The sequence below is a fragment of the Fusicatenibacter saccharivorans genome, assembly GCF_015557635.1.
Taxonomy (GTDB): Bacteria; Bacillota; Clostridia; order Lachnospirales; family Lachnospiraceae; genus Fusicatenibacter; species Fusicatenibacter saccharivorans.
This window is the reverse complement of the sequence record NZ_JADNOP010000015.1, coordinates 13,328-37,972: the sequence shown is the minus strand read 5'-3', so window position 1 is coordinate 37,972 and position 24,645 is coordinate 13,328. Positions and strand designations below refer to the sequence as shown.

The 24,645-nt window shown below is 46.7% G+C and carries 24 protein-coding genes, 1 other RNA gene and 1 pseudogene; 21 read left to right on the top strand and 5 right to left on the bottom strand.

Going from position 1 to position 24,645, the window contains the following annotated elements; translation table 11 throughout:
* The first annotated feature begins 6 nt into the window (after positions 1-6).
* The 14 genes and pseudogenes from rnpB to I2G42_RS17040 form a co-directional block, all read left to right on the top strand.
* Positions 7-357: RNase P RNA component class A (gene rnpB / locus I2G42_RS12695), an RNA gene on the top strand.
* A 182-nt stretch (positions 358-539) separates the two neighbouring features.
* Complete coding sequence (locus I2G42_RS12690) at positions 540-1,136, top strand: Maf family protein (RefSeq protein WP_055228386.1); 597 nt, start codon at positions 540-542, stop codon at positions 1,134-1,136.
* 16 nt (positions 1,137-1,152) lie between these two features.
* Positions 1,153-3,327, top strand: coding sequence for a M3 family oligoendopeptidase (locus I2G42_RS12685; protein WP_055228385.1), 2,175 nt, complete (start codon positions 1,153-1,155; stop codon positions 3,325-3,327).
* A 232-nt stretch (positions 3,328-3,559) separates the two neighbouring features.
* Positions 3,560-3,769, top strand: a complete 210-nt coding sequence (locus I2G42_RS12680) for a FeoA family protein (protein WP_022462744.1) — start codon at positions 3,560-3,562, stop codon at positions 3,767-3,769.
* 19 nt (positions 3,770-3,788) lie between these two features.
* Entirely contained in the window at positions 3,789-4,010 is a 222-nt protein-coding gene (locus I2G42_RS12675; protein ID WP_022462745.1) for a FeoA family protein, read from the top strand.
* A 116-nt stretch (positions 4,011-4,126) separates the two neighbouring features.
* A complete protein-coding gene (gene feoB, locus I2G42_RS12670; RefSeq protein ID WP_022462746.1) occupies positions 4,127-6,277 on the top strand; it encodes a ferrous iron transport protein B in 2,151 nt (716 codons plus the stop codon).
* 97 nt (positions 6,278-6,374) lie between these two features.
* Complete coding sequence (locus I2G42_RS12665; protein WP_022462747.1) at positions 6,375-6,509, top strand: FeoB-associated Cys-rich membrane protein; 135 nt, start codon at positions 6,375-6,377, stop codon at positions 6,507-6,509.
* Positions 6,510-6,542: 33 nt separating this feature from the next.
* The gene (locus I2G42_RS12660) at positions 6,543-6,998 is read left to right on the top strand and encodes a transcriptional repressor (protein ID WP_022462748.1); all 456 of its coding nucleotides are present in this window, start codon (positions 6,543-6,545) and stop codon (positions 6,996-6,998) included.
* A gap of 176 nt (positions 6,999-7,174) precedes the next feature.
* Complete coding sequence (locus tag I2G42_RS12655) at positions 7,175-7,486, top strand: DUF6110 family protein (RefSeq protein ID WP_055228384.1); 312 nt, start codon at positions 7,175-7,177, stop codon at positions 7,484-7,486.
* Between the two features lie 97 nt (positions 7,487-7,583).
* Complete coding sequence (locus I2G42_RS12650) at positions 7,584-9,671, top strand: heavy metal translocating P-type ATPase (RefSeq protein WP_055228383.1); 2,088 nt, start codon at positions 7,584-7,586, stop codon at positions 9,669-9,671.
* Positions 9,672-10,035: 364 nt separating this feature from the next.
* Complete coding sequence (locus I2G42_RS12645; protein ID WP_022462751.1) at positions 10,036-10,326, top strand: DUF2325 domain-containing protein; 291 nt, start codon at positions 10,036-10,038, stop codon at positions 10,324-10,326.
* Between the two features lie 18 nt (positions 10,327-10,344).
* Positions 10,345-10,899 carry a DUF3793 family protein gene (locus tag I2G42_RS12640; RefSeq protein WP_055228382.1) on the top strand — a complete coding sequence of 185 codons (555 nt, stop codon included), beginning with the start codon at positions 10,345-10,347 and terminating at the stop codon, positions 10,897-10,899.
* Between the two features lie 91 nt (positions 10,900-10,990).
* On the top strand, positions 10,991-11,413 hold the full coding sequence (locus I2G42_RS12635) for a flavodoxin (RefSeq protein WP_022462753.1): 423 nt from the start codon (positions 10,991-10,993) through the stop codon (positions 11,411-11,413).
* A gap of 31 nt (positions 11,414-11,444) precedes the next feature.
* Positions 11,445-11,510, top strand: a pseudogene (locus I2G42_RS17040) (hypothetical protein); the annotation flags it as partial.
* Here the strand turns inward: I2G42_RS17040 and I2G42_RS12625 are convergent.
* A complete protein-coding gene (locus I2G42_RS12625; RefSeq protein WP_022462754.1) occupies positions 11,507-12,661 on the bottom strand; it encodes a DUF4317 domain-containing protein in 1,155 nt (384 codons plus the stop codon). The pseudogene I2G42_RS17040 and the gene I2G42_RS12625 overlap by 4 nt on opposite strands.
* A 275-nt stretch (positions 12,662-12,936) precedes the next feature.
* Between I2G42_RS12625 and I2G42_RS12620 the strand changes: the two genes are divergently transcribed.
* The 4 genes from I2G42_RS12620 to nadC all read left to right on the top strand — a co-directional run bounded on the left by I2G42_RS12620 (position 12,937) and on the right by nadC (position 17,675).
* Complete coding sequence (locus I2G42_RS12620; RefSeq protein WP_242857223.1) at positions 12,937-14,151, top strand: AI-2E family transporter; 1,215 nt, start codon at positions 12,937-12,939, stop codon at positions 14,149-14,151.
* Positions 14,152-14,529: 378 nt separating this feature from the next.
* Positions 14,530-15,438: a quinolinate synthase NadA gene (nadA, locus tag I2G42_RS12615; protein ID WP_055228380.1), complete on the top strand. Its 909-nt coding sequence runs from the start codon at positions 14,530-14,532 to the stop codon at positions 15,436-15,438.
* A 40-nt stretch (positions 15,439-15,478) separates the two neighbouring features.
* A complete protein-coding gene (locus tag I2G42_RS12610) occupies positions 15,479-16,855 on the top strand; it encodes an L-aspartate oxidase (RefSeq protein ID WP_195531124.1) in 1,377 nt (458 codons plus the stop codon).
* On the top strand, positions 16,821-17,675 hold the full coding sequence (gene nadC / locus I2G42_RS12605) for a carboxylating nicotinate-nucleotide diphosphorylase (RefSeq protein ID WP_118666842.1): 855 nt from the start codon (positions 16,821-16,823) through the stop codon (positions 17,673-17,675). Before I2G42_RS12610 ends, nadC begins: the two co-directional genes overlap by 35 nt.
* A gap of 141 nt (positions 17,676-17,816) precedes the next feature.
* Here nadC and I2G42_RS12600 read toward each other — a convergent pair whose 3' ends face one another.
* Both I2G42_RS12600 and I2G42_RS12595 read right to left on the bottom strand, forming a co-directional pair.
* Positions 17,817-18,449, bottom strand: a complete 633-nt coding sequence (locus I2G42_RS12600; RefSeq protein ID WP_055267355.1) for an SdpI family protein — start codon at positions 18,447-18,449, stop codon at positions 17,817-17,819.
* Positions 18,433-18,717, bottom strand: coding sequence for an autorepressor SdpR family transcription factor (locus I2G42_RS12595; protein WP_022462759.1), 285 nt, complete (start codon positions 18,715-18,717; stop codon positions 18,433-18,435). The genes I2G42_RS12600 and I2G42_RS12595 overlap by 17 nt, the downstream gene beginning before the upstream one ends.
* A 359-nt stretch (positions 18,718-19,076) precedes the next feature.
* Here I2G42_RS12595 and I2G42_RS12590 point away from each other — a divergent pair, with 359 nt between their 5' ends.
* Positions 19,077-20,258 carry an MFS transporter gene (locus tag I2G42_RS12590; protein WP_022462760.1) on the top strand — a complete coding sequence of 394 codons (1,182 nt, stop codon included), beginning with the start codon at positions 19,077-19,079 and terminating at the stop codon, positions 20,256-20,258.
* A 60-nt stretch (positions 20,259-20,318) separates the two neighbouring features.
* Here the strand turns inward: I2G42_RS12590 and I2G42_RS12585 are convergent, their stop codons facing one another.
* Positions 20,319-20,756, bottom strand: coding sequence for an aspartate carbamoyltransferase regulatory subunit (locus I2G42_RS12585; RefSeq protein ID WP_022462761.1), 438 nt, complete (start codon positions 20,754-20,756; stop codon positions 20,319-20,321).
* Positions 20,757-20,775: 19 nt separating this feature from the next.
* The gene (gene pyrB, locus I2G42_RS12580; protein ID WP_195531123.1) at positions 20,776-21,696 is read right to left on the bottom strand and encodes an aspartate carbamoyltransferase; all 921 of its coding nucleotides are present in this window, start codon (positions 21,694-21,696) and stop codon (positions 20,776-20,778) included.
* Between the two features lie 413 nt (positions 21,697-22,109).
* Between pyrB and pheA the strand changes: the two genes are divergently transcribed.
* Positions 22,110-23,240 (top strand): prephenate dehydratase, encoded by a 1,131-nt coding sequence (gene pheA, locus I2G42_RS12575; RefSeq protein ID WP_195531122.1) that lies wholly within the window; start codon positions 22,110-22,112, stop codon positions 23,238-23,240.
* A 76-nt stretch (positions 23,241-23,316) separates the two neighbouring features.
* Positions 23,317-24,645: an ATP-binding protein gene (locus I2G42_RS12570; protein WP_117813991.1), complete on the top strand. Its 1,329-nt coding sequence runs from the start codon at positions 23,317-23,319 to the stop codon at positions 24,643-24,645.

Here is a 24,645-nt window from a genome sequence, read left to right as displayed (position 1 = left end):
TTTGACAAAGTAAGATATGTAATCGCGGCTGGCAGGACCGAAAGGGGCCAGGTGAGGAAAGTCCGGGCTTCGCAGGGCAGGATGCCGGATAACGTCCGGCGGAGGCGACTCCAGGGATAGTGCAACAGAGAGATACCGCCAGGTTTTTCCTGGTAAGGGTGGAAAGGCAGTGTAAGAGACTACCGTTTCTCTGGTAACAGAGAAAGCCATGTAAACCCCATCCGAAGCAAGACCGAATAGAAAACGTATATGGCTGCCCGTCATGTTTTCAGGTGGGTCGCTTAAGGGGACTGGCGACAGTTCCATTGGATAGATGATTACACACGACATAACCCGGCTTATCGTTTTGCTTTGCATAAGACGGAAATTCAGGCATCTGGATAAAATAAGTACGCCGGGAACGGACACGAGTGGATTGTGTTTGTTCCCGGCGTACTTATTTTATCCGGCCATCTGGCGCAAGCCGCACATTCCCGCGGACCGCTGCATGGTGTGAAAAAAATGCATGTCATGAAAGAAAAAATAAAGGAGACAGCAGGATGAAAGTGATATTGGCTTCGGGGTCACCCAGAAGAAGAGAGTTGATGGAGATGTTGGGAATACGGTGTAAGGTTCAGGCTTCAGGGGCGGAAGAAGTTGTGACGTCTGCGGAACCGGAGAAGGTTGTGGAGGAGCTTTCACGGCTGAAATGTCTGGATGTTGCGGAGATTACCGAAGGGGATGCCGTTGTGATCGGGGCGGATACGGTTGTGGCTTTTGAAGGGGAGATCCTTGGCAAGCCGAAGGGGATAGAACATGCCAGAAGCATGATGCAGCAGTTGCAGGGAAAGGTGCATCAGGTGTATACTGGAGTTACGATTGCGGTAACAGAGGGGGACGCAAAGCGTGTGGTATCGTTCTGTGACCGCACAGATGTAGAGTTTTATGCGATGACAGAGGAGGAGATAAACGGGTATCTTGCTCTTGAGAAAGAGGGGGAGGCTCCTGTGTGGTCGGATAAGGCTGGAGGATACGGAATTCAGACCGTGTTTGGGACAAAGTTTGTGAAAGGAATCCAGGGAGACTATTATAATGTGATGGGACTGCCGGCGTCCCGGGTTTATCATGAGTTGAAAAATCTGGGCGTTCTGGAATAGAAGGAGGTAAGAGAAGATGAAAAAGTTTTCGGAAATTGAATACGTAAGGCCGGACATGGAGGCAGAGCGGGAAAAAGTAAGAGCGTATACGAAGGCGCTCAAAGAGGCAAAATCATATGAGGAGCTGCGCGGACTTTTTATGGAAGAAAAAACGCGCGAGGATGCCTGGGCGACAATGGCGGAAGTGGCGCAGGTAAGATATACGGTGGACACCAGAGATTCGTTTTATGAAGGAGAGGTTCAGTTCTGGAATGAGACGATTCCGGCGATCCATCTGCTGATACAAAAGGCAGAGAAGGTGATTCTGGAGTCTCCGTTTATCAAAGAGTTTGCAGAGGAGTTCGGGGAATTTTTTGTGAAGAATATGGAGGTTGGCCAAAAATTAGCGGACGACTGTATCGTGGAGGATCTGATCGAAGAGGCGAATCTGACGCAGCAATACAGTAAAATTACGGCGAATGCTTCGACGGAATTTAAGGGCGAAACGTGTAATTTTTATGGACTGCTGAAGGCGATGCAGAGTACGGACCGCCAGATGCGGAAAGAGGCGATGACGGCATGGGGAGATTTGTATGAAGAGATTTCCGGGGAGCTGGATGCGCTGTATGACAAGATGGTTCCGCTGCGCGATAAAATTGCGAAGAAGCTGGGATTTTCTTCTTACATTGAATTTATTTACCTGAGCTATGGAAGATACGATTATACGGCGGAGGATGTTGCAAGGTTCCGTGCGCAGGTGAAGGAGAAGATTGTACCGCTCTGCCTGGAGCTTCGGAAGGAGCAGGAGAAACGGCTTGGAGTGGACAGGCTGCATTATTACGATGAGGAGCTGATTTTCCCGGAAGGAAACGCGGTTCCGGAAGGAACGACGGAGGAACTGGTTGCGAAGGCGCAGAAGATGTACCATGAGCTGTCGAAAGAGACGGGTGAGTTCTTTGATTTTATGGTGGAGCATGAGCTGTTTGACCTGGAGACGAAGCCGGGAAAACAGACAGGCGGTTACTGCACATTTCTGAATACGTTCAAGGCGCCGTTCATCTTCTCCAATTTTAATGGTACGAGCGCGGACGTTGATGTTCTGACTCATGAGGCGGGCCATGCATTCGAGGCTTATACGGCGGCAAAACAGATTCCGTTTATGGATATGGTATTCCCGACAAGCGAGGTGGCGGAGATTCACTCGATGACAATGGAGCATTTCGCATACCCCTGGATGAATGCATTCTTTGGAGAGAAAGCAGATGATTACCGTTATGCGCACCTGATGAGCGCGCTGGAAGTGATTCCGTACATGGTATGTGTGGATGAGTTCCAGCATAAGGTATTTGAAAATATCGGCATGACGGCCAAGGAGCGCCGTGCGATCTGGCATCAGTTAGAGCTGACCTATATGCCATGGAGAAATTATGACGGCCACAAGTTCCTCGAGGAGGGCGGTTTCTGGATGCAGAAGCAGCATATCTTTGTGAACCCGTTCTATTATATTGATTATGCGCTGGCACAGATCTGTGCTTTCCAGTTCTTTGAGCGTTCCAAAAAAGAGCCGGAAAAGGCGTGGGGCGATTATTACCGTCTCTGCCAGGCAGGCGGAAGCAAGGGATATTTTGCACTGCTGGAGCTGGCCGGACTGAAGAATCCGTTCGTGGATGGAACGGTGGAAGAAGTCGTTGCGGGACTGAAGCCCTATTTAAAACGAAAAGTAAAGTATACGATCCGTCCGGTAAAAGACGAAGATCTGAAAAAGGTAGCCGAGGTGGAGGCGCTATGTTTCCCGGCTGCCGAGGCGGCAGGTTATGAAGACTTCATGGAGCGGTACAAAACCTGCAAAAACAGCTTTTTTGTAGCGGAAACCGAAGACGGCGAAATCGCAGGCTTCTGCAATGGCTGCTGTGCGGATACCGATTATCTGGCGGATGCACTCTACCATGACGCCACGCTGCACAACCCGGACGGTGATTATCAGATGATTTTCGGACTGGACGTCAATCCGAAGTTCCAGAAACAGGGCATTGGAGAAGCACTGATGCGTCATATGGTAAAAAGCGCAGGAGAGCGTGACAAAAAAGCCGTTGTTCTTACGTGCAAGGATCATATGATTCCATTCTACAAAAGGATCGGATACGAATATATTGAACTTTCCGACTCGACACATGGCGGTGCAAAATGGCATAAGATGATGTACCGTTTCTAAAAAAAATGGAAAGCAAAAAGGGCAGAACAGGGAGATACGAAATTTCTCTGTTCTGCCTTATTTTTCAAAAAAACAGGGCCCTTAACGAAGGCTTTTTCTCAGTAACGGAGTAAATTTCAGAAAAAAATACAAAAAAATAGTAAAAAAGCAGTTGACATCTAACGTACGTTAGCATATACTAACAACTGAAATAGAGATGAAACTCATTATCATACACAGGAGGTAATTGACTATGCCTTTAACGATGGCAAATCCAGGCGAATGTTACACAATCAGAAAAGTTGGCGGAAAAGAAGAGACCAGAAGATTTCTTGAAAATCTTGGCTTCGTCGTTGGCGGAAACGTGACAGTCGTATCGGAAATCGACGGCAATCTCATCGTGAATGTGAAAGATTCCAGGGTAGCCGTTGGAAAAGATATGGCAGCCAAAATCCTGATTTGATAGGAAAGAAGGAGAGAAGATGAAGACTTTAAAAGAGACTTCCGTAGGAGAAACCGTTAAAGTTGTAAAACTCAACGGCTCCGGTCCGGTCAAAAGAAGAATCATGGATATGGGAATCACCAAGGGTGTTGACGTATTCGTGCGCAAAGTTGCTCCGCTCGGCGATCCGGTCGAAGTAACCGTCAGAGGATACGAATTATCCTTAAGAAAAGCAGATGCCGAAATGATTGAAGTAGAGTAAATTTTTTTTGCCTGCTTGTTAGCGGATGCTAACAAAAGCAAGCTGCAGCCAATATTGGTAAGGCTTGTGAAGTTATTAAAATCAGTAAAAATCAAAGAAAGAGGGGCATGGAAAAAATGGCAATTAAGATTGCACTCGCAGGAAACCCGAACTGCGGTAAGACAACATTGTTCAATGCACTGACAGGCTCCAACCAGTTCGTAGGAAACTGGCCAGGTGTAACCGTCGAGAAAAAAGAAGGAAAGCTCAAAGGCCACAAAGATGTCACCATCATGGACCTTCCGGGTATCTATTCTTTATCTCCGTATACACTGGAGGAAGTGGTAGCCAGAAATTACCTGATTAATGAAAGACCAGATGCGATCCTGAACATCGTAGATGGTACCAACATTGAGCGTAACCTGTATCTGTCCACACAGATCATGGAACTTGGTATTCCGGTGATCATGGCTGTCAACATGATGGATATTGTTGAGAAGAACGGAGACAAAATACATATCGACAAACTGGCGAAAAAGCTGGGCTGTGAAGTTGTAACCATCTCTGCTCTGAAAGGAACCGGAATCAAAGAAGCTGCTGATAAAGCAGTGCAGATTGCACAGAAAAAAGGTGCTGCTGTACCGGTTCATGAGTTTGACAAGGATGTGGAGGCAGTCATCCGCACCGTTGAGAGCAAACTCGGAAGTGATATTGTAAATGAGCAGAAACGCTTCTTTGCAATCAAACTTCTGGAGAAAGATGATAAGATCACAGAGCAGATGAAATCCGTTCCGGATGTATCTGCCGAGATCAAACAGCTGGAAGACAAATTTGATGACGATACCGAGAGTATTATTACAAACGAGCGTTACGTTTATATTTCCAGCATCATCGGCGACTGTGTCACAAAGAACAAGAAAAACGCCATGACAACATCGGATAAGATCGACCGGATCGTAACCAACCGCTGGCTGGCACTTCCGATCTTTGCAGTTGTTATGTGGGTTGTATATTATGTATCTGTCACAACAGTAGGTACTTTTGTAACGGACTGGACCAACGATGTACTCTTTGGAGAGATCATTCCGCCGGCCATTGAAAATCTGCTGAACGCGATCCACTGCGCTGACTGGCTGCAGGGTCTGATCCTGGATGGTATTGTTGCCGGTGTTGGTGCCGTACTTGGATTCGTACCGCAGATGCTGGTACTGTTCCTGTTCCTGGCATTTCTGGAGTCCTGCGGTTACATGGCGCGTGTTGCATTCATCATGGACCGTATCTTCCGTAAATTTGGACTTTCCGGAAAATCCTTCATTCCGATGCTGATCGGAAGTGGCTGCGGTGTTCCTGGTATCATGGCTTCCCGTACCATCGAGAATGACCGTGACCGTAAAATGACCATCATGACAACAACGTTTGTACCTTGTGGAGCAAAACTTCCAATCATCGCCCTGATCGCAGGCGCCCTGTTTAATGGAGCTTCCTGGGTTGCACCAAGTGCTTACTTCGTTGGTATTGCAGCAATCATCTGCTCCGGTATCATCCTGAAAAAAACAAAACTGTTCGCCGGTGATCCGGCTCCGTTTGTTATGGAGCTTCCGGCTTACCACTGGCCGACGGTAAGCAACGTTCTTCGCAGCATGTGGGAGCGTGGCTGGTCCTTCATCAAAAAAGCCGGTACGATCATCCTGATGTCCACCATCGTTCTGTGGTTCCTGATGAACTTCGGATGGGTTGACGGATCCTTCGGAATGCTGGAAGCCGAGCAGTTAAATGACAGTATCCTGGCTTCCATCGGAAGCGTGATCGCTCCTCTGTTTGCACCTCTTGGATGGGGCGACTGGAAGATGGCTGTTGCAGCTGTTTCCGGACTGATCGCAAAAGAGAACGTTGTTGGTACCTTTGGTATCCTGTTTGGCTTTGGTGAAGTTGCAGAAGACGGCGCCGAGATCTGGGGACAGCTCGCAGGAAGCTTATCTACGGTAGCAGCTTATTCCTTCCTGGTATTCAACCTTCTGTGCGCACCGTGCTTCGCAGCAATGGGTGCAATCAAACGTGAGATGAACAATACCAAATGGTTTTTTACTGCAATCGGATATCAGACACTGCTTGCCTATGTTGTATCCCTGTGCATCTATCAGATCGGTAACCTGTTCATCGGCGGCGGTTTTGGAATCGGAACGGTAGTTGCTGTTCTGCTCATCATTGGATTTGTATATCTGCTGGTAAGACCTTACAAAGAGAGCGCAACTCTGAGCGTTTCCACCAACAAAATGTTCAGCAAATAATTGCTGTGACAGATAGAGAACATGTATCTGATGAAGAGTCCGTATCCGGCATCCGCTGCAGGATGCGGACTCTTTTGAAAAGAAAGGAGTTGTTTCTATGGGAACTTTTATCACACTTGTAGTCGTTGTTGGTCTGGTAGGACTTGCAGTACGCAGTATGATTAAAGATAAAAAAAGTGGCAAGGGAAGCTGTGGTGGTAACTGCGGGCAGTGCAAGGGACATTGCGACTGACAGGACAGGAATCATCATCAGGAGGTAGAACGTATGCCGCAGGAACAGACAAAGCATGAAGCCAGAAATTATCACAGAACACAGATGAAGCGAGAACTGATTATTCAGAAGCTCCGGGAACAGGGATGCAGAATAACCAGACAGAGACGGATTCTGCTCGATATTATCCTGGAAGAGGAGTGCTCCTGCTGTAAAGAAATTTACTATAAAGCTCTGCAGAAAGACAGCAGCATCGGGCCTGCTACGGTGTATCGCATGGTGAATACACTGGAGAGCATCGGTGCAATCAGCCGCAAAAATTTTTACAAGATTGCCTGTGGAGAAGAATGCTTCAAAGATCAGGGCTGTACCGTAGAACTGAGCGATCATACCATCTGCCGCTTAAGCGGAGAGATGTGGATGGACGTGATGAAATCCGGACTGAAGGCAAAGGGCTATATTCAGAATCAGGATATTGAAAATGTGATTGTTTCAGCGGTGGAAGGCTGAAAAACGGGGAAAACGGGTGAAAATTCCTTCCGTTTTCCCTGTTTTAATGAAAATAATTATCAAAAAGAACTGTACGTATTGTCTAACCGAGCAGGTGAGTGCTATACTGTGAACCACAGCGGGGGAAGATGTAAAATTCAGGAAAAATTTATTTTAACAATAGGAGGAAATGTAATATGACAATCAAAGATTTAAAACATCCAGGACTTTTCGCAGCAGGAGTATTATTCGGAACAGCAGGTATCAAAGCACTGTCCAGCAAGGATGCGAAAAAACTTTACACCAACTGCACCGCAGCTGTTCTTCGTGCAAAGAAAGTTGTTCTGGATACGGTAACGACCATCCAGGAGAATGCGGAGGACATCTATGCTGACGCAAAACAGATCAACGAAGAGCGTGAAGCAGCAGAAGAGGCAGTAGAGGATGTAGCTGAAGAGACAGCAGAGGAAGCTGTTGAAGCAGAAGCAGAGGATACGGTTGAGGCATAAGCTGTACACAGCAACATCTGATTTACGTCGTATTCATACGGAAAAAACGAAACGCCTGCAGAATTCTCTGCAGGTGTTTTTCTAGGAGGCATAAGATTTGAAATTTTATATTAAACACGAAAGCAGAGGCAGAATCCGAATCCATCTGGCACAGAAGCGCATGTCCTCCGTACAGGCAGAGACACTGCTGTACTATCTGCAGAATCAGAACCAGGTATCTTTCGCGAAGGTATATGACAGAACCGGCGATGCCGTGATCTGTTACGAGGGAGAACGAGCCGCTGTGATTCGGATGATACAGCTCTTCCACTACGAGGAAGTAGAGCTGCCGACCGGACTGCTTGAGAGCTCCGGCAGAGCGTTAAACAACGAATATCAGGAAAAGCTGATCAGCAAAGTGATTTACCACTTTGGAAGAAAATGGCTTCTTCCGGCACCGATCCGTGCCATCTATACTACGGTTGTTTCCGTAAAATATATCTGGAAAGGAATCCAGACACTGGCACAGGGAAAGATCGAAGTTCCGGTTCTTGATGCAACTGCAATCGGTGTTTCGATGCTCCGCGGCGACTATGGAACCGCAGGCTCTGTCATGTTCCTGCTCGGCGTAGGAGAGCTGCTTGAGGAATGGACGCATAAAAAATCCGTCGGAGATCTGGCACGCAGCATGTCGTTGAACGTCGGAAAGGTATGGCTGAAAAAAGACGGCCAGGAAATTCTCGTTCCGTCTGAAAAAATTGTTGCGGGCGACGAGATTGTCGTACATATGGGAAATCTGATTCCATTCGACGGCGAGGTATCCAACGGCGAGGGTATGGTGAACCAGGCTTCTCTGACCGGAGAATCTGTTCCGGTACGCCGTACCTTAGGTTCCGTTGTCTATGCGGGAACGGTTCTTGAGGAGGGCGAGCTTACTATTCTTGTGAAGCAGACCGGCGGATCCAGCCGTTACGAGAAGATTACCGCGATGATCGAAGAGTCCGAGAAACTGAAATCCGGACTGGAGAGCAAGGCAGAGCATCTGGCAGACCGTCTTGTACCGTATTCCCTTGGCGGAACGGCGTTGACGTATCTTCTGACCAGAAATGCAACGAAAGCACTCTCTATTCTGATGGTAGACTTCTCCTGTGCGTTAAAACTTGCCATGCCGATTTCCGTTCTCTCTGCAATCCGCGAGGCAAACCAGCACAAGATCACCGTAAAGGGCGGTAAATTCCTGGAAGCTGTGGCGGAAGCGGATACGATCGTTTTCGATAAGACCGGAACACTGACAAAAGCGCAGCCGACCGTAGCAGAGGTGGTATCCTTCAGCGAAACAAAGAGCCCGGATGAGCTTCTGCGCATCGCAGCCTGCCTGGAAGAGCATTTTCCGCATTCCATGGCAAAAGCCGTAGTAGACGCGGCAAAAGAGAAATATCTGGATCACGAGGAGATGCACTCCAAGGTAGAATATATCGTTGCACACGGTATTTCTACAACGATCAATGGCAAAAAAGCGATTATTGGAAGTTATCACTTCGTATTTGAGGATGAGAATAGTATCATTCCGGAAGGAATGGAAGAGAAGTTCCGTCATCTGCCGGAGGAGTATTCTCATCTCTATCTTGCCTTAGAAGGTGTACTTGCAGCAGTTATCTGCATTGAGGATCCGCTTCGTCCGGAGGCGGCCGAAATTATCCGTCAGCTGAAAAAAGCAGGTCTGAAAAAGATCGTCATGATGACCGGAGACAGCGAGCGCACGGCAAAAGCGATCGCGAAGAAGGTCGGCGTGGACGAGTACTATGCTGAGGTACTGCCAGAGGATAAGGCAAACTTTGTGGAGAAAGAAAAAGCAGAGGGACGTAAAGTCATTATGATCGGTGACGGTATTAACGATTCACCGGCACTTTCTGCCGCAGACGTTGGAATCGCCATCAGCGAGGGCGCAGAGATTGCGCGTGAGATCGCGGATATCACCGTTGCCGCAGACGATCTGGCAGAAATTCTGGTGCTTCGTATGCTGAGCAACCGTCTGATGAAACGGATTCATAAGAATTACCGCTTTATCGTTACGTTCAACGCCGGACTGATTCTGCTCGGCGTGGGCGGCATTTTACAGCCAACCACTTCCGCACTGCTTCACAATACATCTACTCTTTACATTGGCTTAAAGAGTATGGGCAACCTGCTGGACGAGCCGGTATAAAAAACAGAACAGAATAGCAACGGGAAAGCCGCTGGAGTCTTCTTCTTAAGATTCCAGCGGCTTTTTAACAAAAGCAGGGAAAGCCTCTGCTTCCATTGCGAATATTCTTTCACCAGCGTGATGTGAAAAAGAAAATGATACAATTTTCTCAAGAAAAGCTGGAAAAATTTGCAGGATATCCTTGACAAAATCCGACAAAAACGGTATGATATACCCAACAGTTAGATGTAGCTAACTAAAGTACAACGGATAAAACCAAAAATCATACGGGATCCCGGTAGAGGGATTCTTTCTTAAAACACAGGAGTTAGAATAAACTAATTTCAAGTAGCAAAAGATAACAACAGAAAGGCAGGTAGAGAAGATGAGTGTCGTAATTATCGGTGGAAATGAAAGAATGGTGTGTCAATATACAGATATCTGTAAAGACTATGGATGTAAAGCAAAGGTGTTCCCGAAAGAGCATGGCTCCGTTAAGAAAAAAATCGGGAATCCGGATCTGATGATTCTCTTTACCAACACCGTATCCCACAAAATGGTCATCACTGCTTCCCAGGAAGCAAAGAAAAACAATATTCCGATCGCAAGAATCCATACCAGCAGTGCCACCGCACTTCGCTCGGTATTAGATGAGCACTGCGCAGCAGCAATGTAAGAAGGAGACGTAAAAGGCATGATTGAGAGATTTCTGATCGAACACTGTTCGGCAACGCTGGCTTCCATCAAAGCCGCAAATTTATGTAATATGACATTTTCATCCAAAGAAGAACTGGAAGATCAGATTTCATACTGGAGTGCCTGTCTGGAACCAAAAGGAATTCACATCTTTGTATTGCGGGAGCATGAGACGAGAGCACTGGTCTATGTGTACCGTGAAGGGCTTCTCCAGAAAGAGCTGGAAAATCCGGAGAATGCAGCGTTTTTGAAATCCTATGGATATGAAAATACAGACATTGCCTATGCACTGAATCGCCTGAAAACCCGGGTAGCAGAGTGTAAAGAAGGATTTCCGCATGAGATCGGTGTGTTTCTCAACTATCCGCTCGGTGATGTGATCGGTTTTATTGAGAACAAAGGCCACAATTATAAATGCAAGGGATGCTGGAAGGTCTATTGCAATGAGTGCGAAACACAGAAAACATTTCAGCGCTATCAGAAATGCAGAAACGTGTATCTGCGTCTCTGGAAGCAGGGAAGAAGCGTTTTACAGCTCACCGTAGCTGTTTAACATAAAATCCTGCATACCATAAAAAGGGCAGTAGGATCGGGGAAAGAAAAATCCCCCGGAATCAGAAAATAAAGAAAGAAGGATTTGAAACATGAGCAAAGTAGCAGTAGTTTATTGGAGTGGAACCGGCAACACAGAAATGATGGCACAGAAAGTAGCAGAGGGAGCAAAAGAGGCAGGCGCAGAAGTTTCTGTTCTGACTTGCGCAGATTTCTCTGCGGATGATGTAGATGCATACGATGCAATCGCTTTCGGATGCCCGGCTATGGGGGCAGAAGAGCTGGAAGATACCGAGTTCGAGCCAATGTTCTCCGCATGTGAATCCAAACTCTCCGGAAAGAAAATCGCTCTGTTCGGTTCCTATGGATGGGGAGACGGCGAGTGGATGCGCACCTGGGAAGAAAGCTGCAAAAATGATGGCGCCGAGCTGGTATGCGACAGCGTGATCTGCGCAGACGCGCCAGATGATGAAGCTGAGGCAGCATGCATTGCACTTGGAAAAGCACTCTGCTAAGCATAAATAAAAGGAAGAAAAAGCGGCAGCCCTTTTGTCTGGGACTGCCGCTTTTTTTTCGGACAGGGAGAAAGACTCGCTGTCATTTGGCTGTTAAAATTCGGTATCATCCGCATCGGATGGCCGTGACGGTTTTAAAAGAATTCCGTTGATTTCCACTTCATCGGCTGCCTCGATCAGAATATACGGTGTTCCGTCGATCGTACGGGTTTCGATGAGCTGGGCCTTTTCCGGGCTGACTTTGATGATAACATCCGGGGTGCGGATCTCGTAGTTCCGTGTACTGGCCACGTTCGAGGCAACGAAGCTTGCTTTCTCATCCGCAATGGATTCGTACTTCTCGTCGAACTCGTCAAGCTGTTCATTCGGTACGCCGCTGCTGGCGAGCAGACGTTTTACCTCGTGTTTATCGAGCACCACCGGTTCCGGATCGTCTTTCCGCTCTTCAATCATGGTATTTAAGTTCTCCTGAATGGTCATAACAGTAGAAAAATCACAGGCGGAATCGAGAGTTTCTTCTATAATAGACTGAAACGTTTCTTTCTGAGATTTCGCGGAGAGTGGCGCCTGACAGCCCAGGAAGTGGTCGAGAAAGTCCGGCTGATCCATCTCTGCGTTTTTCGTGAAATACAGCAGATTGTGGATATCCGTGTTGCGGTCTGTGAAGGCCGGGAAGAGAAAACCGTTTTCCGGTGCGCCGACCACCCAGTCCTGCACGCGGTTTTCAATCGTATTGTGGGACACATTGTAGCAGAGACCCGGTTTGTCGAGTTTTACCGGGCAGATGCTGCAGAGGATAAATTCATAGACGTAATCGGAAGCATCGTCCATATCCAGATTATCAGAAGCGCGTCCCGGTACATCGTAGGCACCATGGATCAGAATAATATAGTAGTTTTCCGGATAGAGATAATCCGCCATCACCTTTTCATAAAATTCATCAATCAGCGCTTCGTCCTTCAGCTCACTGTTGCGGAGTTTTAAGAGAAACTCCTGTGTGCCGCCCTCACTTTCCTGGGAGAGCGGGAACTCCATATTCAGCAGATTCTTTCCGATGGTACCGGAGAGGGTGCTTTTAAAAATCTTAAAATACTTAAACATTTCTTCCTCTTCGAGAGAGAGAAACGCTTCTTTTAATTTTGTCTTAATATTCTTTTCCGCATCCACATAGCATCCGCAGATTCGCGTGATCGCACAGTGGGATGGGGTAAACAGTTTTTTAATTTCGGCAATTTCCTTTTTGTTCATATAGAATGCTCCTTTATCAGCAATTTCGTATCTTAGACAAGTACTTTCTATTATAGACCATAGGGAAGGGAAAAGGCAAGAAAGAAAATGGCGACTATATCTTTTTACACTTTAAATATAATTTCAAAAATCTTGACAGAGGTACCGATTCTGTTATACGATTAGGTCTAATAAAGGGGAGTAATTTAAGTTTGAAAATTTGCGTTTGCAAGTCTTCCGATTATTCAGTTGCTTAAATGGATACGCATGAAATTAAGAAAAAGAGGAGAATGATAGTGGATATAAGTAAAAAATCTGTAAAAAAAATCCGGGAACTTATTGTGTTTACAGCATTTCTTGTGGTCGCACTGTGGAAGTTTAATGTGGTACTCGATGTGTTGAAAGCAATATGGGGGATCGTATTTCCATTTGTACTTGGCGGAGCGATCGCATTTGTGACCAACGTGCCAATGAGCTTTTTGGAAAAGAAAATTTTTGGAAGGGCAAAAAAAGAAAATAAGATAGTCGAAAAACTGGCAAGACCGATAAGCCTGTTCCTTACGATCGTATTTGCGGTTGGCGTGATTGTACTGGTGATGTTTGGTGTGATTCCGCAGCTTACGCGGACAATGGGAACCCTGATGATGAGTATCACTGACTTTATTCCGCAGATGCAAAGCTGGATCCGGGAGTTTTCCCATAATAACCAGGAAATCATGAAGCTTGTAGATCAGGTACAGTTTAATCCGGATCAGGCGATCAAGTGGGGGATAAGCCTGCTTGGAAATGGTGCAGGAAATATGATGAATATCACAATGTCAGCAGTGGGTTCCATAGTTAGTGGATTGGCAGCCTTTTTTGTTGCATTTTCCTTTGCCTGCTATGTCCTTTTTCAGAAGGAAACGCTGCAGGTGCAGATTCGAAAAGTATTTTTCGCTTTTCTTCCAAAGGAAAAAGCAGATGCTTTTCTTAAAGTCTGCTCTCTGACTTATCAGACATTTGCAAATTTTCTTACAGGTCAGTGCTTGGAAGCCGTGATCCTTGGCGGTATGTTTGTTGTTATATTGAGCATTTTGAGGATGCCATATGCACTTTTGATCGGAGTTTTAATTGCGTTTACGGCATTGATCCCGATTTTCGGAGCCTTCATCGGGTGTGCGGTGGGAAGCTTTTTGATCTTTATGGTAAATCCGAAACAGGCAATTTTATTTATTATAGTATTTCTGGTGCTGCAGCAGATAGAGGGAAATCTGATCTATCCTCATGTTGTGGGTGAGTCTGTAGGGCTTCCATCGATTTGGGTTCTTGCAGCAGTTACGATCGGCGGAAACCTTATGGGAATTATAGGTATGCTTGTTTTCATTCCGTTGCTTTCCGTGTTCTATACTATTTTTCGGGAATTCGTATATCTGCATCTGAAAAAAAAGCATATCAAACAGGTGACAAAGACAGAAATAGAAGAAGATACGGCGGAAGAGATGGTAAATAGTGACATATCAGAGGTGAAATGATAGAATCCCGTCTTTGACAGCTGTATGGTGATAAAACGGTTACAAACCCAGTAAATATGGGTATTGTGGCCGTTTTTTTGTAGATAATTATTCAACCGTCAAATTTACGGGTGTTTTTATAGCAATCTCGGAAAATAATGCAAAAATTCAGCGCAGCAGAACGTGAATTACTGCGTCACAGATTTTCATGTCTTAGACAAGTACTTTCTATTATAGAGCACGGGGAAGGGAAAAGGCAGGAAAAAAATGGACAATGGATATTACAACTGTCTTGTCACATGACAAAAGTTGTGGTATACTAAGCGCTAAAGTGTTAAAAAAATATCACTATTCAGGGTTCTGAATCGTTATAGTAAAAATAGGAAGGAAACAAAACCAATGGATACCAGAAGAGAAAAGCTGGAAGCATTAAAGAAAGAAAAAAATGCTGTCATCATGGCACACTATTACGTGCCGGATGAGGTGCAGGAAATTGCCGATTACATCGGGGATTCGTATTACTTAAGCGACATGGCGACGAAAGTGGACGCCAGTGTCATCGTTCTCTGCGGCGTTCGTTTCATGGGTGAGAGCGCCAAAATCTTAAACCCGGGCAAAAAAGTACTGCTCCCGGATCTGCATGCCGACTGCCCGATGGCTCACATGGCAGAGATTGAAAAAATCAAGGAAGTCCGGCAAGAGTACCCGGATGTGGCTGTCGTATGCTATGTCAATTCCACCGCGGAATTAAAAAGTCATTCCGACGTCTGTGTCACCTCCTCCAACGCAGTAAAAATTGTAAAAGAACTGCCGAACCACGACATCTTCTTTATCCCTGATGAGCATCTTGGTACCTATGTGGCTGAGCAGGTGCCGGAGAAACATATCATCTTAAATGACGGTTTCTGCCACGTACATGCTGCCATCCGCCCGGAAGCTACAAAGGCTGCAAAGGAAGCGCGCCCGCAGGCAAAGCTTCTCGTTCACCCGGAGTGCAGAAGTGAAGTCGTTGCACTTGCCGATTATGTCGGAAGCACCGCAGGCATCATCAAATATGCCGAGGCAAGTAAAGATACCGAGTTTCTCGTTGCAACCGAGCTTGGTGTTTTCGCGGAGCTGAAAAAGCGCTGCCCGGATAAGAAGTTTTATGCAGTGGGAAATACGCAGATCTGCCCAAATATGAAAAAAGTGACATTGGACAAATTAATAGAAGCACTGGAAAACGAGGAGAATGAAGTTCTGTTAAGCGAACAGGAAATTTCAGACGCACATGCGCCGCTGTTAAGAATGCTCGAGCTTGCAAAGTAACAAAATAAGCAGAACGCAGAAGCGGAAAAGAGGAAACGAAATGAAAAAGTATTATGATGCAGTGATTGTAGGATGCGGTGTGGCAGGATGCTTTGCGGCACTTCATCTGCCCCAGGAAGCCGATATTCTGATGATAACAAAAGCAGATACCGAGGACAGCGACTCCTTCCTCGCACAGGGCGGTATCTGTGTTCTGAAAAACGAGAGCGATTACGATGCGTTCTATGAAGATACGATGCATGCCGGGCACTACGAAAATACGCCGGAATCCGTCGACATTATGATCCGTTCTTCCCGAAATGTTATCAATCAGCTCATCGCCTGGGGTGTGGATTTCCGTCGCGATGAGAACGGGGAACTCTGCTATACGAAAGAAGGCGCACATTCTACCAATCGCATCTTGTTCCACGACGATGTAACCGGAAAGGAGATTACGAGCAAGCTTCTCGCGCAGGTAAAAAAGCTGCCGAACGTGACGCTTCTTGCGCACACGGAAATGTGTGATATTCTTTCCTGCAAAAATGTCTGCGAGGGTGTTCTGATCCGGGATGAAGAAGGAAAGCTGATTCCGGTTTATGCCAGGGATGTGATCTGGGCATGCGGCGGTATCGGCGGAATTTACGATAATTCCACGAACTTCCCGCATCTGACAGGAGATGCACTTGCAATTGCAATTCACAGGAACGTAGCGCTGAAAAATGTCAATTACGTACAGATTCACCCAACAACGCTGTATTCCCAAAAGAAAGGCCGCCGTTTCCTGATTTCCGAATCTGTCCGCGGAGAGGGCGCTGTACTGCTCGATAAAAATGGCGAGCGTTTCACCGATGAACTGCAGCCGCGTGACGTGGTATCCCGTGAGATCCACCGCCAGATGGAAAAGGACCACACGAAGCACGTATGGCTTTCTCTGAAAACGATTCCGCTCGATGTAAAAGAACGGTTCCCGAATATTTACCAGAAATGCCTGGAAGAGGGATATGATATCACAAAAGAACCGATCCCGGTTGTACCGGCCCAGCATTACTTTATGGGTGGCGTCAAGGTAGACAGCAATAGCGAAACGACGATGGATCATCTGTATGCAGCAGGTGAGACGAGCTGCAACGGCGTGCACGGTGCAAACCGTCTGGCAAGCAATTCTCTGCTGGAGAGCCTTGTATTCGCAGAGCGCGCGGCAAAGAAGATGGCTGCCGAATGGGCCGCAGAGGGTCTTGTAGAGAACGCAGACCGCAAAGAAACGGCAACGGAGCCGAAGGAAGATGAATGGAAGCTCCTTGCAAAACGGTACGATATTAGAAAAGAAGATTACCAGGATATGGAAGAATATGCAGAACGCTGCAAAGAGAGCATCTGGGATGCGATCAGAAAGGAAGACAAATATGAATCCAATCACAAGAACACTAAATGTGGATAATCTGCTGCTGTTGGCGCTGCAGGAAGATATCTCCAGTGAAGATGTAACCACGAATGCTGTCATGCCAGAAGCCTGCCAGGGAACGGTACAGCTTCTCTGCAAACAGGACGGCATCATTGCCGGTATGGAAGTATTTGCAAGAGTATTTACTCTGCTCGATGAGAAAACCGAGATTATTCCGTATGTGAAAGACGGAGATGAAGTCAAAAAAGGCGATCTGCTCGCAACCGTAAACGGCGATATCCGTGTTCTGCTGTCCGGTGAGAGAACCGCGCTCAATTATCTGCAGCGGATGAGCGGAATCGCAACGTATACGAGAAGCGTTGCGAAGCTGCTCGAAGGTTCCAAAACGACCCTTCTCGATACCAGAAAAACGACCCCGAATATGCGTATTTTTGAAAAATATGCAGTCAAAATCGGCGGCGGCCAGAATCACCGCTATAATCTGTCCGACGGCGTTCTGTTAAAGGACAATCATATCGGAGCTGCAGGCAGTGTCACAAAAGCGATCGAGATGGCACGTGATTATGCTCCGTTTGTGCGCAAGATTGAAGTCGAGTGCGAAAATATTGATATGGTCCGCGAAGCAGCAGATGCAGGTGCCGACATTATCATGCTCGACAATATGACTCCAGCACAGATGAAAGAGGCGGTAGCCGTCATCAACGGCAGAGCAAAAACCGAGTGCTCCGGAAATGTGACAAAAGAAAATATCGCCACGATCCTCGACACCGGCGTAGACTATGTTTCCAGCGGTGCACTGACGCATTCTGCACCGATTCTTGATGTATCATTGAAAAATCTGCATCCAGTAGAATAAGTATAAAAATAGGAATCATTTCCTTATAGATATAAAAATCGCGAAATAAAAAAGCTTCTGTTCCTCCCGGAAAAAGGGAAGAACAGAAGCTTTTTTAAACAGGAAACTTCGTTGAATTTTCTTATAAAAAATTCTCCGGGTTTAGATTCCTTTCTGAAACAGGAGAAAGGAATATCCGATCGGAATCAAAACCAGCGCTGCGATCGTGAGAAATAAAATCCATTCAAGCTGCAGAAAGCTGTTTACGATCATGGCAACGCCGCCGATGATCCAAACCCAGCCGGCGAGGCGGTGAGTGCGGTTCCAGTTTTCCTGACTGTGAAGGGTCCATGGAACCTTGATGCCGGTTGTGTAGTTCTGTTTGCATTTTGGCATGTAATTGCCGATGAGAATAAAGAGAAGGCCGACAATCCCATTGCTAACAAAACCGATATCAACTGCGATGCCGACTGCGTTTGCGTAGATGGAGCAGCAGATTATCAGGGAGGTTACAGGTATGATCCACAGAACAAGACGGATCATCTTCGGGCCGATGTTCTGCCGCTTCGGATCAGAAAAAGTGAGAACAGCGGTAAAAATCTGCAGAGCGGCAAGAAACAGAGGAATACCGATCACTGCCATCGTTTTGCTGCTCCAGCCGTTTGGAACATTGTTTGTGCCAAAATGGGTGGCAATGGTGTCCGGCATGCGATTCCAGAGCAGAAGTCCGATCACCATCGGAAAAAGAGAAATGAGTGTTGTCAGAATCAGTGTTGTTTTATATTTTTTCCACATCAGAAGTGCCTCCTTTGAGCTCTGAAATCCAGAGCATGATTTCTTCCAGGACGGAAGTGTTCAGTTCATAATAAATAAAATTTTTCTCCCGGGATTCCAGCACAAGGTCTGCTTTTTTCAGAATACCGAGATGGTAGGAGATGGTTGCACCTGCCATATCAAAGTGCGATCCGATCTCCCCGGCAGAAAGTCTTTCGTTTTTCAGAAGCTCCAGAATCCTTCGCCGGACAGGATCGGAGAGAGCTTTAAACGTTTCTGCGAATGCCATGGAACCTCCTTTCCAGTAGTATGTACTCTCGGAATCTTTCTGCACTTGCTTTTGCGGCTGATTTTCCGCCAGTTGCACCCGAATTTCATCAACGTACGCACCGCGTACGCCTCAGAAATTTGGGCACAACTGACAAAAAATCATCTCACAAAATCAAGCACAGAAAGACTCCGAGAGTACATTAGTATGAATACAATCTAATTAGAAATTCATCTAAATACTTTTTATCACATGGAAAGCGAAAAGTCAATAAGCATTTCGAAAAAAATCTAAATAGTTTTATTGTTGATTTTGAGTTGCCATTTTCTGTAGAATACGCTACGATAAGGGAAAAGTTGTAGAAAAAGGGGGACAAAAACATGAAAAAACACCTGTCCGTGCGCTACGGCACGATTCAGGGCTGCTACTGGATGGGATACGCGGCACTGATGGGGTATGCCAGCGTTTATCTTCTTGAAAAAGGCTTCACAAACACACAAATCGGCCTTCTGACGGCAGTTGGCTGTATCGTGTCAGCGGTTCTGCAGCCTGCGCTGGCATCCTACGCAGATCGGCCGGAAAGCCCGTCCGTACGAACAATGCTCCTTGGAGCGAACCTGATTCAGCTTGTTCTTATCATTTCCCTTGCTGCAACGGCAGAAAGCAGTTCTATGGTGGTAAGGACACTGCTGTACGGCGCAAGCATTACGATGCTGATGCTGATGATTCCGTTCGTTAATTCTCTTGGTATGGAGACGATCCGCCAGGGAGAGGAACTTGATTACGGAATCGGGCGCGGCATGGGTTCCGTTGCATATGCGATTGCATCATGGCTGCTCGGCCGGCTGACCGCATCCTTTGGAGCAGACATGATTCCGATCTGGGCTATCGCACTGACCATTCTTTTCCTCATCTGTGTATTTCGCTTTCCGTTTAAAAAGGACAGGAAAAAAGCAGAAGCAGAAAAAGAAGAGACAGGAGCAGCCGGTCCGGTCGATTTTCTGAAACGGTATCCGTCCTTCGTGGTAGTACTGCTTGGCTGCATTCTGATCTTTATGTCACATAGCCTGATTAACAGCTTCAATTATCAGATTGCAATGGCAAAAGGTGGTGGCAGCGGTGAGATGGGAAATGCGATGACCATCTCTGCAGTTTCCGAGCTGCCAACGATGTTTCTGTTCGGCTATCTGCTGAAAAAGAAGAGCAGTGTTTTCTGGCTCCGTCTCTCCGGCCTGTTTTTTGTCCTGAAAAGCATAGGAACCTTCCTGGCCTTTAATATTCCGACATACTACGCTGTTCAGCCGTTCCAGATGTTCGGCTGGGCGCTGATCAACGTCGCCTGCGTCTATTACGTGGACGGCATCATGGAGCCGCAGGATTCGATTAAAGGACAGGCATATATGGCGATGACCATCACCGCAGGAAATGTAATGAGCTCCCTGTTTGGCGGCTGGCTTATCGATGCAGCCGGTGTTGGCGCGATGCTGATCTGCGCATCTCTTGCGGCCTTCATCGGCTGGCTGATTGTGTGCCTCGGTTCGAAAGAAGCAAAAACTGCATAGGAAAGATAAAAGAAAGCGCCCGAAACCGAACGTGGTTCCGGGCGCTTTGCCGTACAGCTCTTATTTATTTCTGTTTCCTGTATACTTCTCATCACAGTATTTGCAACGGTAAACCTCTTTTTCCGGGTCAGCCAGGATAAAGACATGTTTTAATCCCTGCTCAATAGAGGTGATACAGCGCGGGTTTTTACATTTAATCACATCAACCACCTGTTTCGGCAGATGAAGTTCTTTTTTCTCCGTAATCTCGCCGTCTTTAATGACATTGACAGTGATATTGTGATCGATAAAGCCTAAGATGTCAAGATCCATCTTATCAACCGAACACTCAACTTTCAGAATGTCCTTTTTTCCCATTTTTTCACTTTTGGCATTTTTAATAATGGCTACGGTACAGTCCAGCTTGTCCAGTCCCAGATCATGGTAAATGGTCATAGCCTTTCCTGCTTTAATATGGTCGAGCACGAAGCCCTCTTCAATACGTCCTACGTTCAGCATAGCGAAAGATGCTCCTTTCTTAATCGACTTTGATGTTCAGCAGCGTCAGAATCAGGGCCATACGTGCATAAACACCGTACTGAACCTGTTTAAAGTAAGCAGCGCGCGGGTCATTATCCACGTCAACGGAGATCTCATTGACACGCGGCAGCGGATGCAGAACCAGCATTTCCGGAGAAGCAAGATCCATTTTGGACTGTTCCAGAATATAGAAATCCTTCATGCGGATGTAATCATCCTCGTTGAAGAAACGTTCTTTCTGGACACGGGTCATATAAAGAACATCCAGCTTCGGGAGAACATCTTCCATTTTAATAACTTCCTCAAATGGAACATTGTTCGCCCGCAGCACATCATCACGGATGTAATCCGGGAGACGAAGCTCCTCCGGGGAGATTAATACAATTTTAATGCCGGTATAACGAACCAGCGCTTCAATCAGGGAATGAACCGTTCTGCCGAATTTAAGATCACCGCAGAAGCCGATGGTAAGATTGTTCAGGCGACCCTTTAAAGAACGGATGGTGAGAAGATCGGTAAGAGTCTGCGTCGGATGCTGATGTCCGCCATCACCTGCGTTGATCACAGGAATACGGGAGTACATCGATGCAACGAGCGGAGCGCCTTCTTTCGGATGACGCATGGCACAAATATTTGCAAAGCAGGATACCACGCGGATGGTGTCGGCTACGCTTTCACCTTTGGAAGCGGAAGAAGAATTGGCAGAAGAAAAACCAAGAACAGTACCGCCAAGATTCATCATGGCAGCCTCAAAGCTGAGACGGGTGCGTGTGCTTGGTTCATAAAATAAAGTAGCAAGTCTTTTGCCATCGCAGGCATGTGCATATTTCTCCGGGTTCTTTTCAATATCGTTCGCCAGATCCATTAACTGATCCAGTTCTTCGACCGAGAAATCAAGGGGACTCATTAAGTGTCGCATATATTACCTCCTATGAAGATCCTTATTTTTGTTACCGTTCACAGGTTCCCTGCGAACGGTAACATTCGCAGCCCTCATTTAAAGTTTTGCTTCGCAAAAGGAGGGCTGCTCACGCCTGAATCACTTTCTTACGCAGCGAAACAGCAGGTGTTTCCCTGCTGAGTGAACAGTAACTTATTTTTTCTGTGTTCCACCTTAACACAAAAACAGGATAAATGCAAGATAAAAAATGGCAGGAAAAAGGTCGAAAAGCAGAGTAATATGAAATGTGAAAAAATAAAGTGAAATAGCAGTCAAAAAGGAAAAAGATTGTACAAAAGCCGAATTTCGGAAGATCTTTTCTTGTAAATTAAACGGAGATGGAGTAAAATATTGATATCTGCAACAAATGCAGAGTATCAGGAGGACCAGATATGCTAGACTTAGGAAAAATCCGCGACGAGATCGATGCCACCGATGACGAGATCGTCCGCCTGTTCCAGCACCGGATGGCGCTGACGGCGGAGGTTGCGCAGTACAAGATAGAGACAGGAAAAGCCGTTTTTGATGCGGAACGTGAGCGCCAGAAGCTGGAAAAGCTGACAGGCGAGGGAACAAATGCATTCAATATAAAAGGCATCCAGGAGCTGTTCCAGCAGATCATGTCGATCAGCCGGAAGCGTCAGTATCAGCTGCTGACAGAAAACGGCGGCGAGGAGATGACCGATTACACGCAGGTTGACCACCTCCCGACACACGGCAAAAGAGTTGTTTTCCAGGGTGTGGAGGGCGCCTACAGTTTCGGTGCCATGAAAGAATTTTTCGATGATACGATCACCAGTTTCCACGTAGACACCTGGAAAGAGGCGATGGAGGCGATCACAAAGGGCGAGGCTGATTACGCTGTGCTTCCGATCGAGAACTCCACCGCAGGCATCGTATCCGACATTTACGATCTTCTCGTGGAATACCCGCACTACATCGTCGGCGAGCAGGAGCTGCCGGTCGAGCATGTGCTGATGGCACTGCCGGGTGCGAAAGTTGAGGACATCCGTACCGTGATTTCCCACCCGCAGGCACTGGCCCAGTGCCGCCGTTTTCTCGATTCCAATGAAAACTGGAAAACAGAGGAACGACTGAATACGGCCGCCGCTGCAAAAGAAGTATCTGAGAGCGGTGATTTGACGATGGCAGCCGTCGGAAGCCCATATGCAGCAGAACACTTCGGACTGCAGATCTTAAAAGAAGGCATTTTTGACGCCCGGGGCAATACGACACGCTTTGTTATTATTTCCGGTCAGAAACGCTTTGTAAAGGATGCACAGAAAATCAGCGTATGCATGGAACTGCCGCATCAAAGCGGTTCTCTTTACAATGCACTGGCACATTTTATTTACAACGATCTGAACATGACCAAAATCGAGTCCCGCCCGATTCCGCAGCGGAAATGGGAGTACCGTTTCTTCGTGGATTTCGAGGGGAACTTAAGCGATCCGGCAGTCAAAAACGCACTGCGCGGATTGCAGGCAGAATCCGCGAAATTCCGGATTTTCGGAAATTATTAATCCAGAAGAGAGGGCCGTACCAAGCGGCCTTTTCGCATAAATAAAATGAAAAATGACAGGAAGGAAGAGACAAAAGATGATTAGAATAGAAGAATGTATCCTCTACCGCGATTTCGCAGAGGGGGAGGTACTGCGCGATATGACGATACTGGTGGAGACCTACAAAAAACTGGTCAATGCTCAGATTTCCCTGAAGGACCGCCGGTTCCGTGAGAATATGAGCGCATATGAGCCGCAGTTTTATGAGGCACTGAACCGCCTTGTCGAGATGGCAAACCGCTACGGCTTCTCCGGAAATCTCTGGCATGATTATCTGACGTATCTGCTGGTAAACAAAGAAAATGCATTCTCTACCTCGTGCGAGATTGTCGGAAAAGTAGAGGGAAGCATCAACCAGATGGCAAAACACGACTTTGTCCGTTTCAAAGAACTGTTTGATTTTGATATCTGTGTTTTTGATGAAATTTTTGAGTCCGGCGATGCCTCTGTCATCAGTTCCTATGAGAACACGGACAGTCCGAATAAACTGTTCAACAAAGAAGTCCGGGATCGTATCTGTGAGCTGGCCATCCGTCTGGCAAAGGCTGCATCCGCAGATGAATTTATGGCTGATATGGTTCAGTTTTACAAAGATTTCGGAGTGGGAAAACTGGGACTTCACAAGGCATTTCGTATTGCGCATACAGGAGAGAACGTTGAGATTATCCCGATTACCAACATTCCGGATGTGCGCCTTTCTGATCTTGTCGGCTACGAAATTCCAAAGCAGAAGCTGATCGACAACACGAAAGCGTTTGTCGAGGGCAAGAAAGCAAACAACTGTCTGCTTTTTGGCGATGCCGGAACCGGAAAATCCTCCAGCATCAAGGGCATCCTGAATGAATATTACGATCAGGGACTTCGTATGATCGAGGTTTACAAGCATCAGTTTCAGGATCTGAATGAGCTGATTGCACAGATCAAAAACAGAAATTATAAATTCATTATTTACATGGATGACCTTTCCTTTGAAGAGTTTGAGATTGAGTACAAATACCTGAAAGCTGTCATTGAGGGAGGCCTGGAAAAACGTCCGGACAATATTCTTATTTATGCAACCTCCAATCGTCGCCATCTGATTAAAGAGGATTACAGTGATAAAGAAGGAACAAGACAGGATATGCATACTTCCGACACCGTACAGGAGAAGCTGTCCCTGGTATACCGTTTCGGCGTCAGCATTTATTTTGGTGCACCGGATAAGAAAGAATTCCAGAAGATTGTTTCCACACTGGCCGAACGATACGGCGTGACGCTGAGTGAGGAAGAGCTTTTGGCAGAAGCGAACAAATGGGAACTGTCCCACGGCGGTCTTTCCGGCCGTACCGCACAGCAGTTTATCGATTATCTGCTCGGAAAACAGTAA

Bases quoted from the DNA above. Each gene is read 5' to 3' on its own strand.
- I2G42_RS12585 (WP_022462761.1), bottom strand. From the start codon at position 20,756: ATGCTGAACGTAGGACGTATTGAAGAGGGCTTCGTGCTCGACCATATT.
- nadC (WP_118666842.1), top strand. From the start codon at position 16,821: ATGAATCCAATCACAAGAACACTAAATGTGGATAATCTGCTGCTGTTG.
- I2G42_RS12590 (WP_022462760.1), top strand. From the start codon at position 19,077: ATGAAAAAACACCTGTCCGTGCGCTACGGCACGATTCAGGGCTGCTAC.
- I2G42_RS12640 (WP_055228382.1), top strand. From the start codon at position 10,345: ATGATTGAGAGATTTCTGATCGAACACTGTTCGGCAACGCTGGCTTCC.
- feoB (WP_022462746.1), top strand. From the start codon at position 4,127: ATGGCAATTAAGATTGCACTCGCAGGAAACCCGAACTGCGGTAAGACA.
- I2G42_RS12690 (WP_055228386.1), top strand. From the start codon at position 540: ATGAAAGTGATATTGGCTTCGGGGTCACCCAGAAGAAGAGAGTTGATG.
- I2G42_RS12635 (WP_022462753.1), top strand. From the start codon at position 10,991: ATGAGCAAAGTAGCAGTAGTTTATTGGAGTGGAACCGGCAACACAGAA.
- I2G42_RS12645 (WP_022462751.1), top strand. From the start codon at position 10,036: ATGAGTGTCGTAATTATCGGTGGAAATGAAAGAATGGTGTGTCAATAT.
- I2G42_RS12600 (WP_055267355.1), bottom strand. From the start codon at position 18,449: ATGTGGAAAAAATATAAAACAACACTGATTCTGACAACACTCATTTCT.
- pyrB (WP_195531123.1), bottom strand. From the start codon at position 21,696: ATGCGACACTTAATGAGTCCCCTTGATTTCTCGGTCGAAGAACTGGAT.
- I2G42_RS12675 (WP_022462745.1), top strand. From the start codon at position 3,789: ATGAAGACTTTAAAAGAGACTTCCGTAGGAGAAACCGTTAAAGTTGTA.
- I2G42_RS12685 (WP_055228385.1), top strand. From the start codon at position 1,153: ATGAAAAAGTTTTCGGAAATTGAATACGTAAGGCCGGACATGGAGGCA.
- I2G42_RS12655 (WP_055228384.1), top strand. From the start codon at position 7,175: ATGACAATCAAAGATTTAAAACATCCAGGACTTTTCGCAGCAGGAGTA.
- I2G42_RS12625 (WP_022462754.1), bottom strand. From the start codon at position 12,661: ATGAACAAAAAGGAAATTGCCGAAATTAAAAAACTGTTTACCCCATCC.
- pheA (WP_195531122.1), top strand. From the start codon at position 22,110: ATGCTAGACTTAGGAAAAATCCGCGACGAGATCGATGCCACCGATGAC.
- nadA (WP_055228380.1), top strand. From the start codon at position 14,530: ATGGATACCAGAAGAGAAAAGCTGGAAGCATTAAAGAAAGAAAAAAAT.
- I2G42_RS12610 (WP_195531124.1), top strand. From the start codon at position 15,479: ATGAAAAAGTATTATGATGCAGTGATTGTAGGATGCGGTGTGGCAGGA.
- I2G42_RS12595 (WP_022462759.1), bottom strand. From the start codon at position 18,717: ATGGCATTCGCAGAAACGTTTAAAGCTCTCTCCGATCCTGTCCGGCGA.
- I2G42_RS12680 (WP_022462744.1), top strand. From the start codon at position 3,560: ATGCCTTTAACGATGGCAAATCCAGGCGAATGTTACACAATCAGAAAA.
- I2G42_RS12665 (WP_022462747.1), top strand. From the start codon at position 6,375: ATGGGAACTTTTATCACACTTGTAGTCGTTGTTGGTCTGGTAGGACTT.
- I2G42_RS12660 (WP_022462748.1), top strand. From the start codon at position 6,543: ATGCCGCAGGAACAGACAAAGCATGAAGCCAGAAATTATCACAGAACA.
- I2G42_RS12570 (WP_117813991.1), top strand. From the start codon at position 23,317: ATGATTAGAATAGAAGAATGTATCCTCTACCGCGATTTCGCAGAGGGG.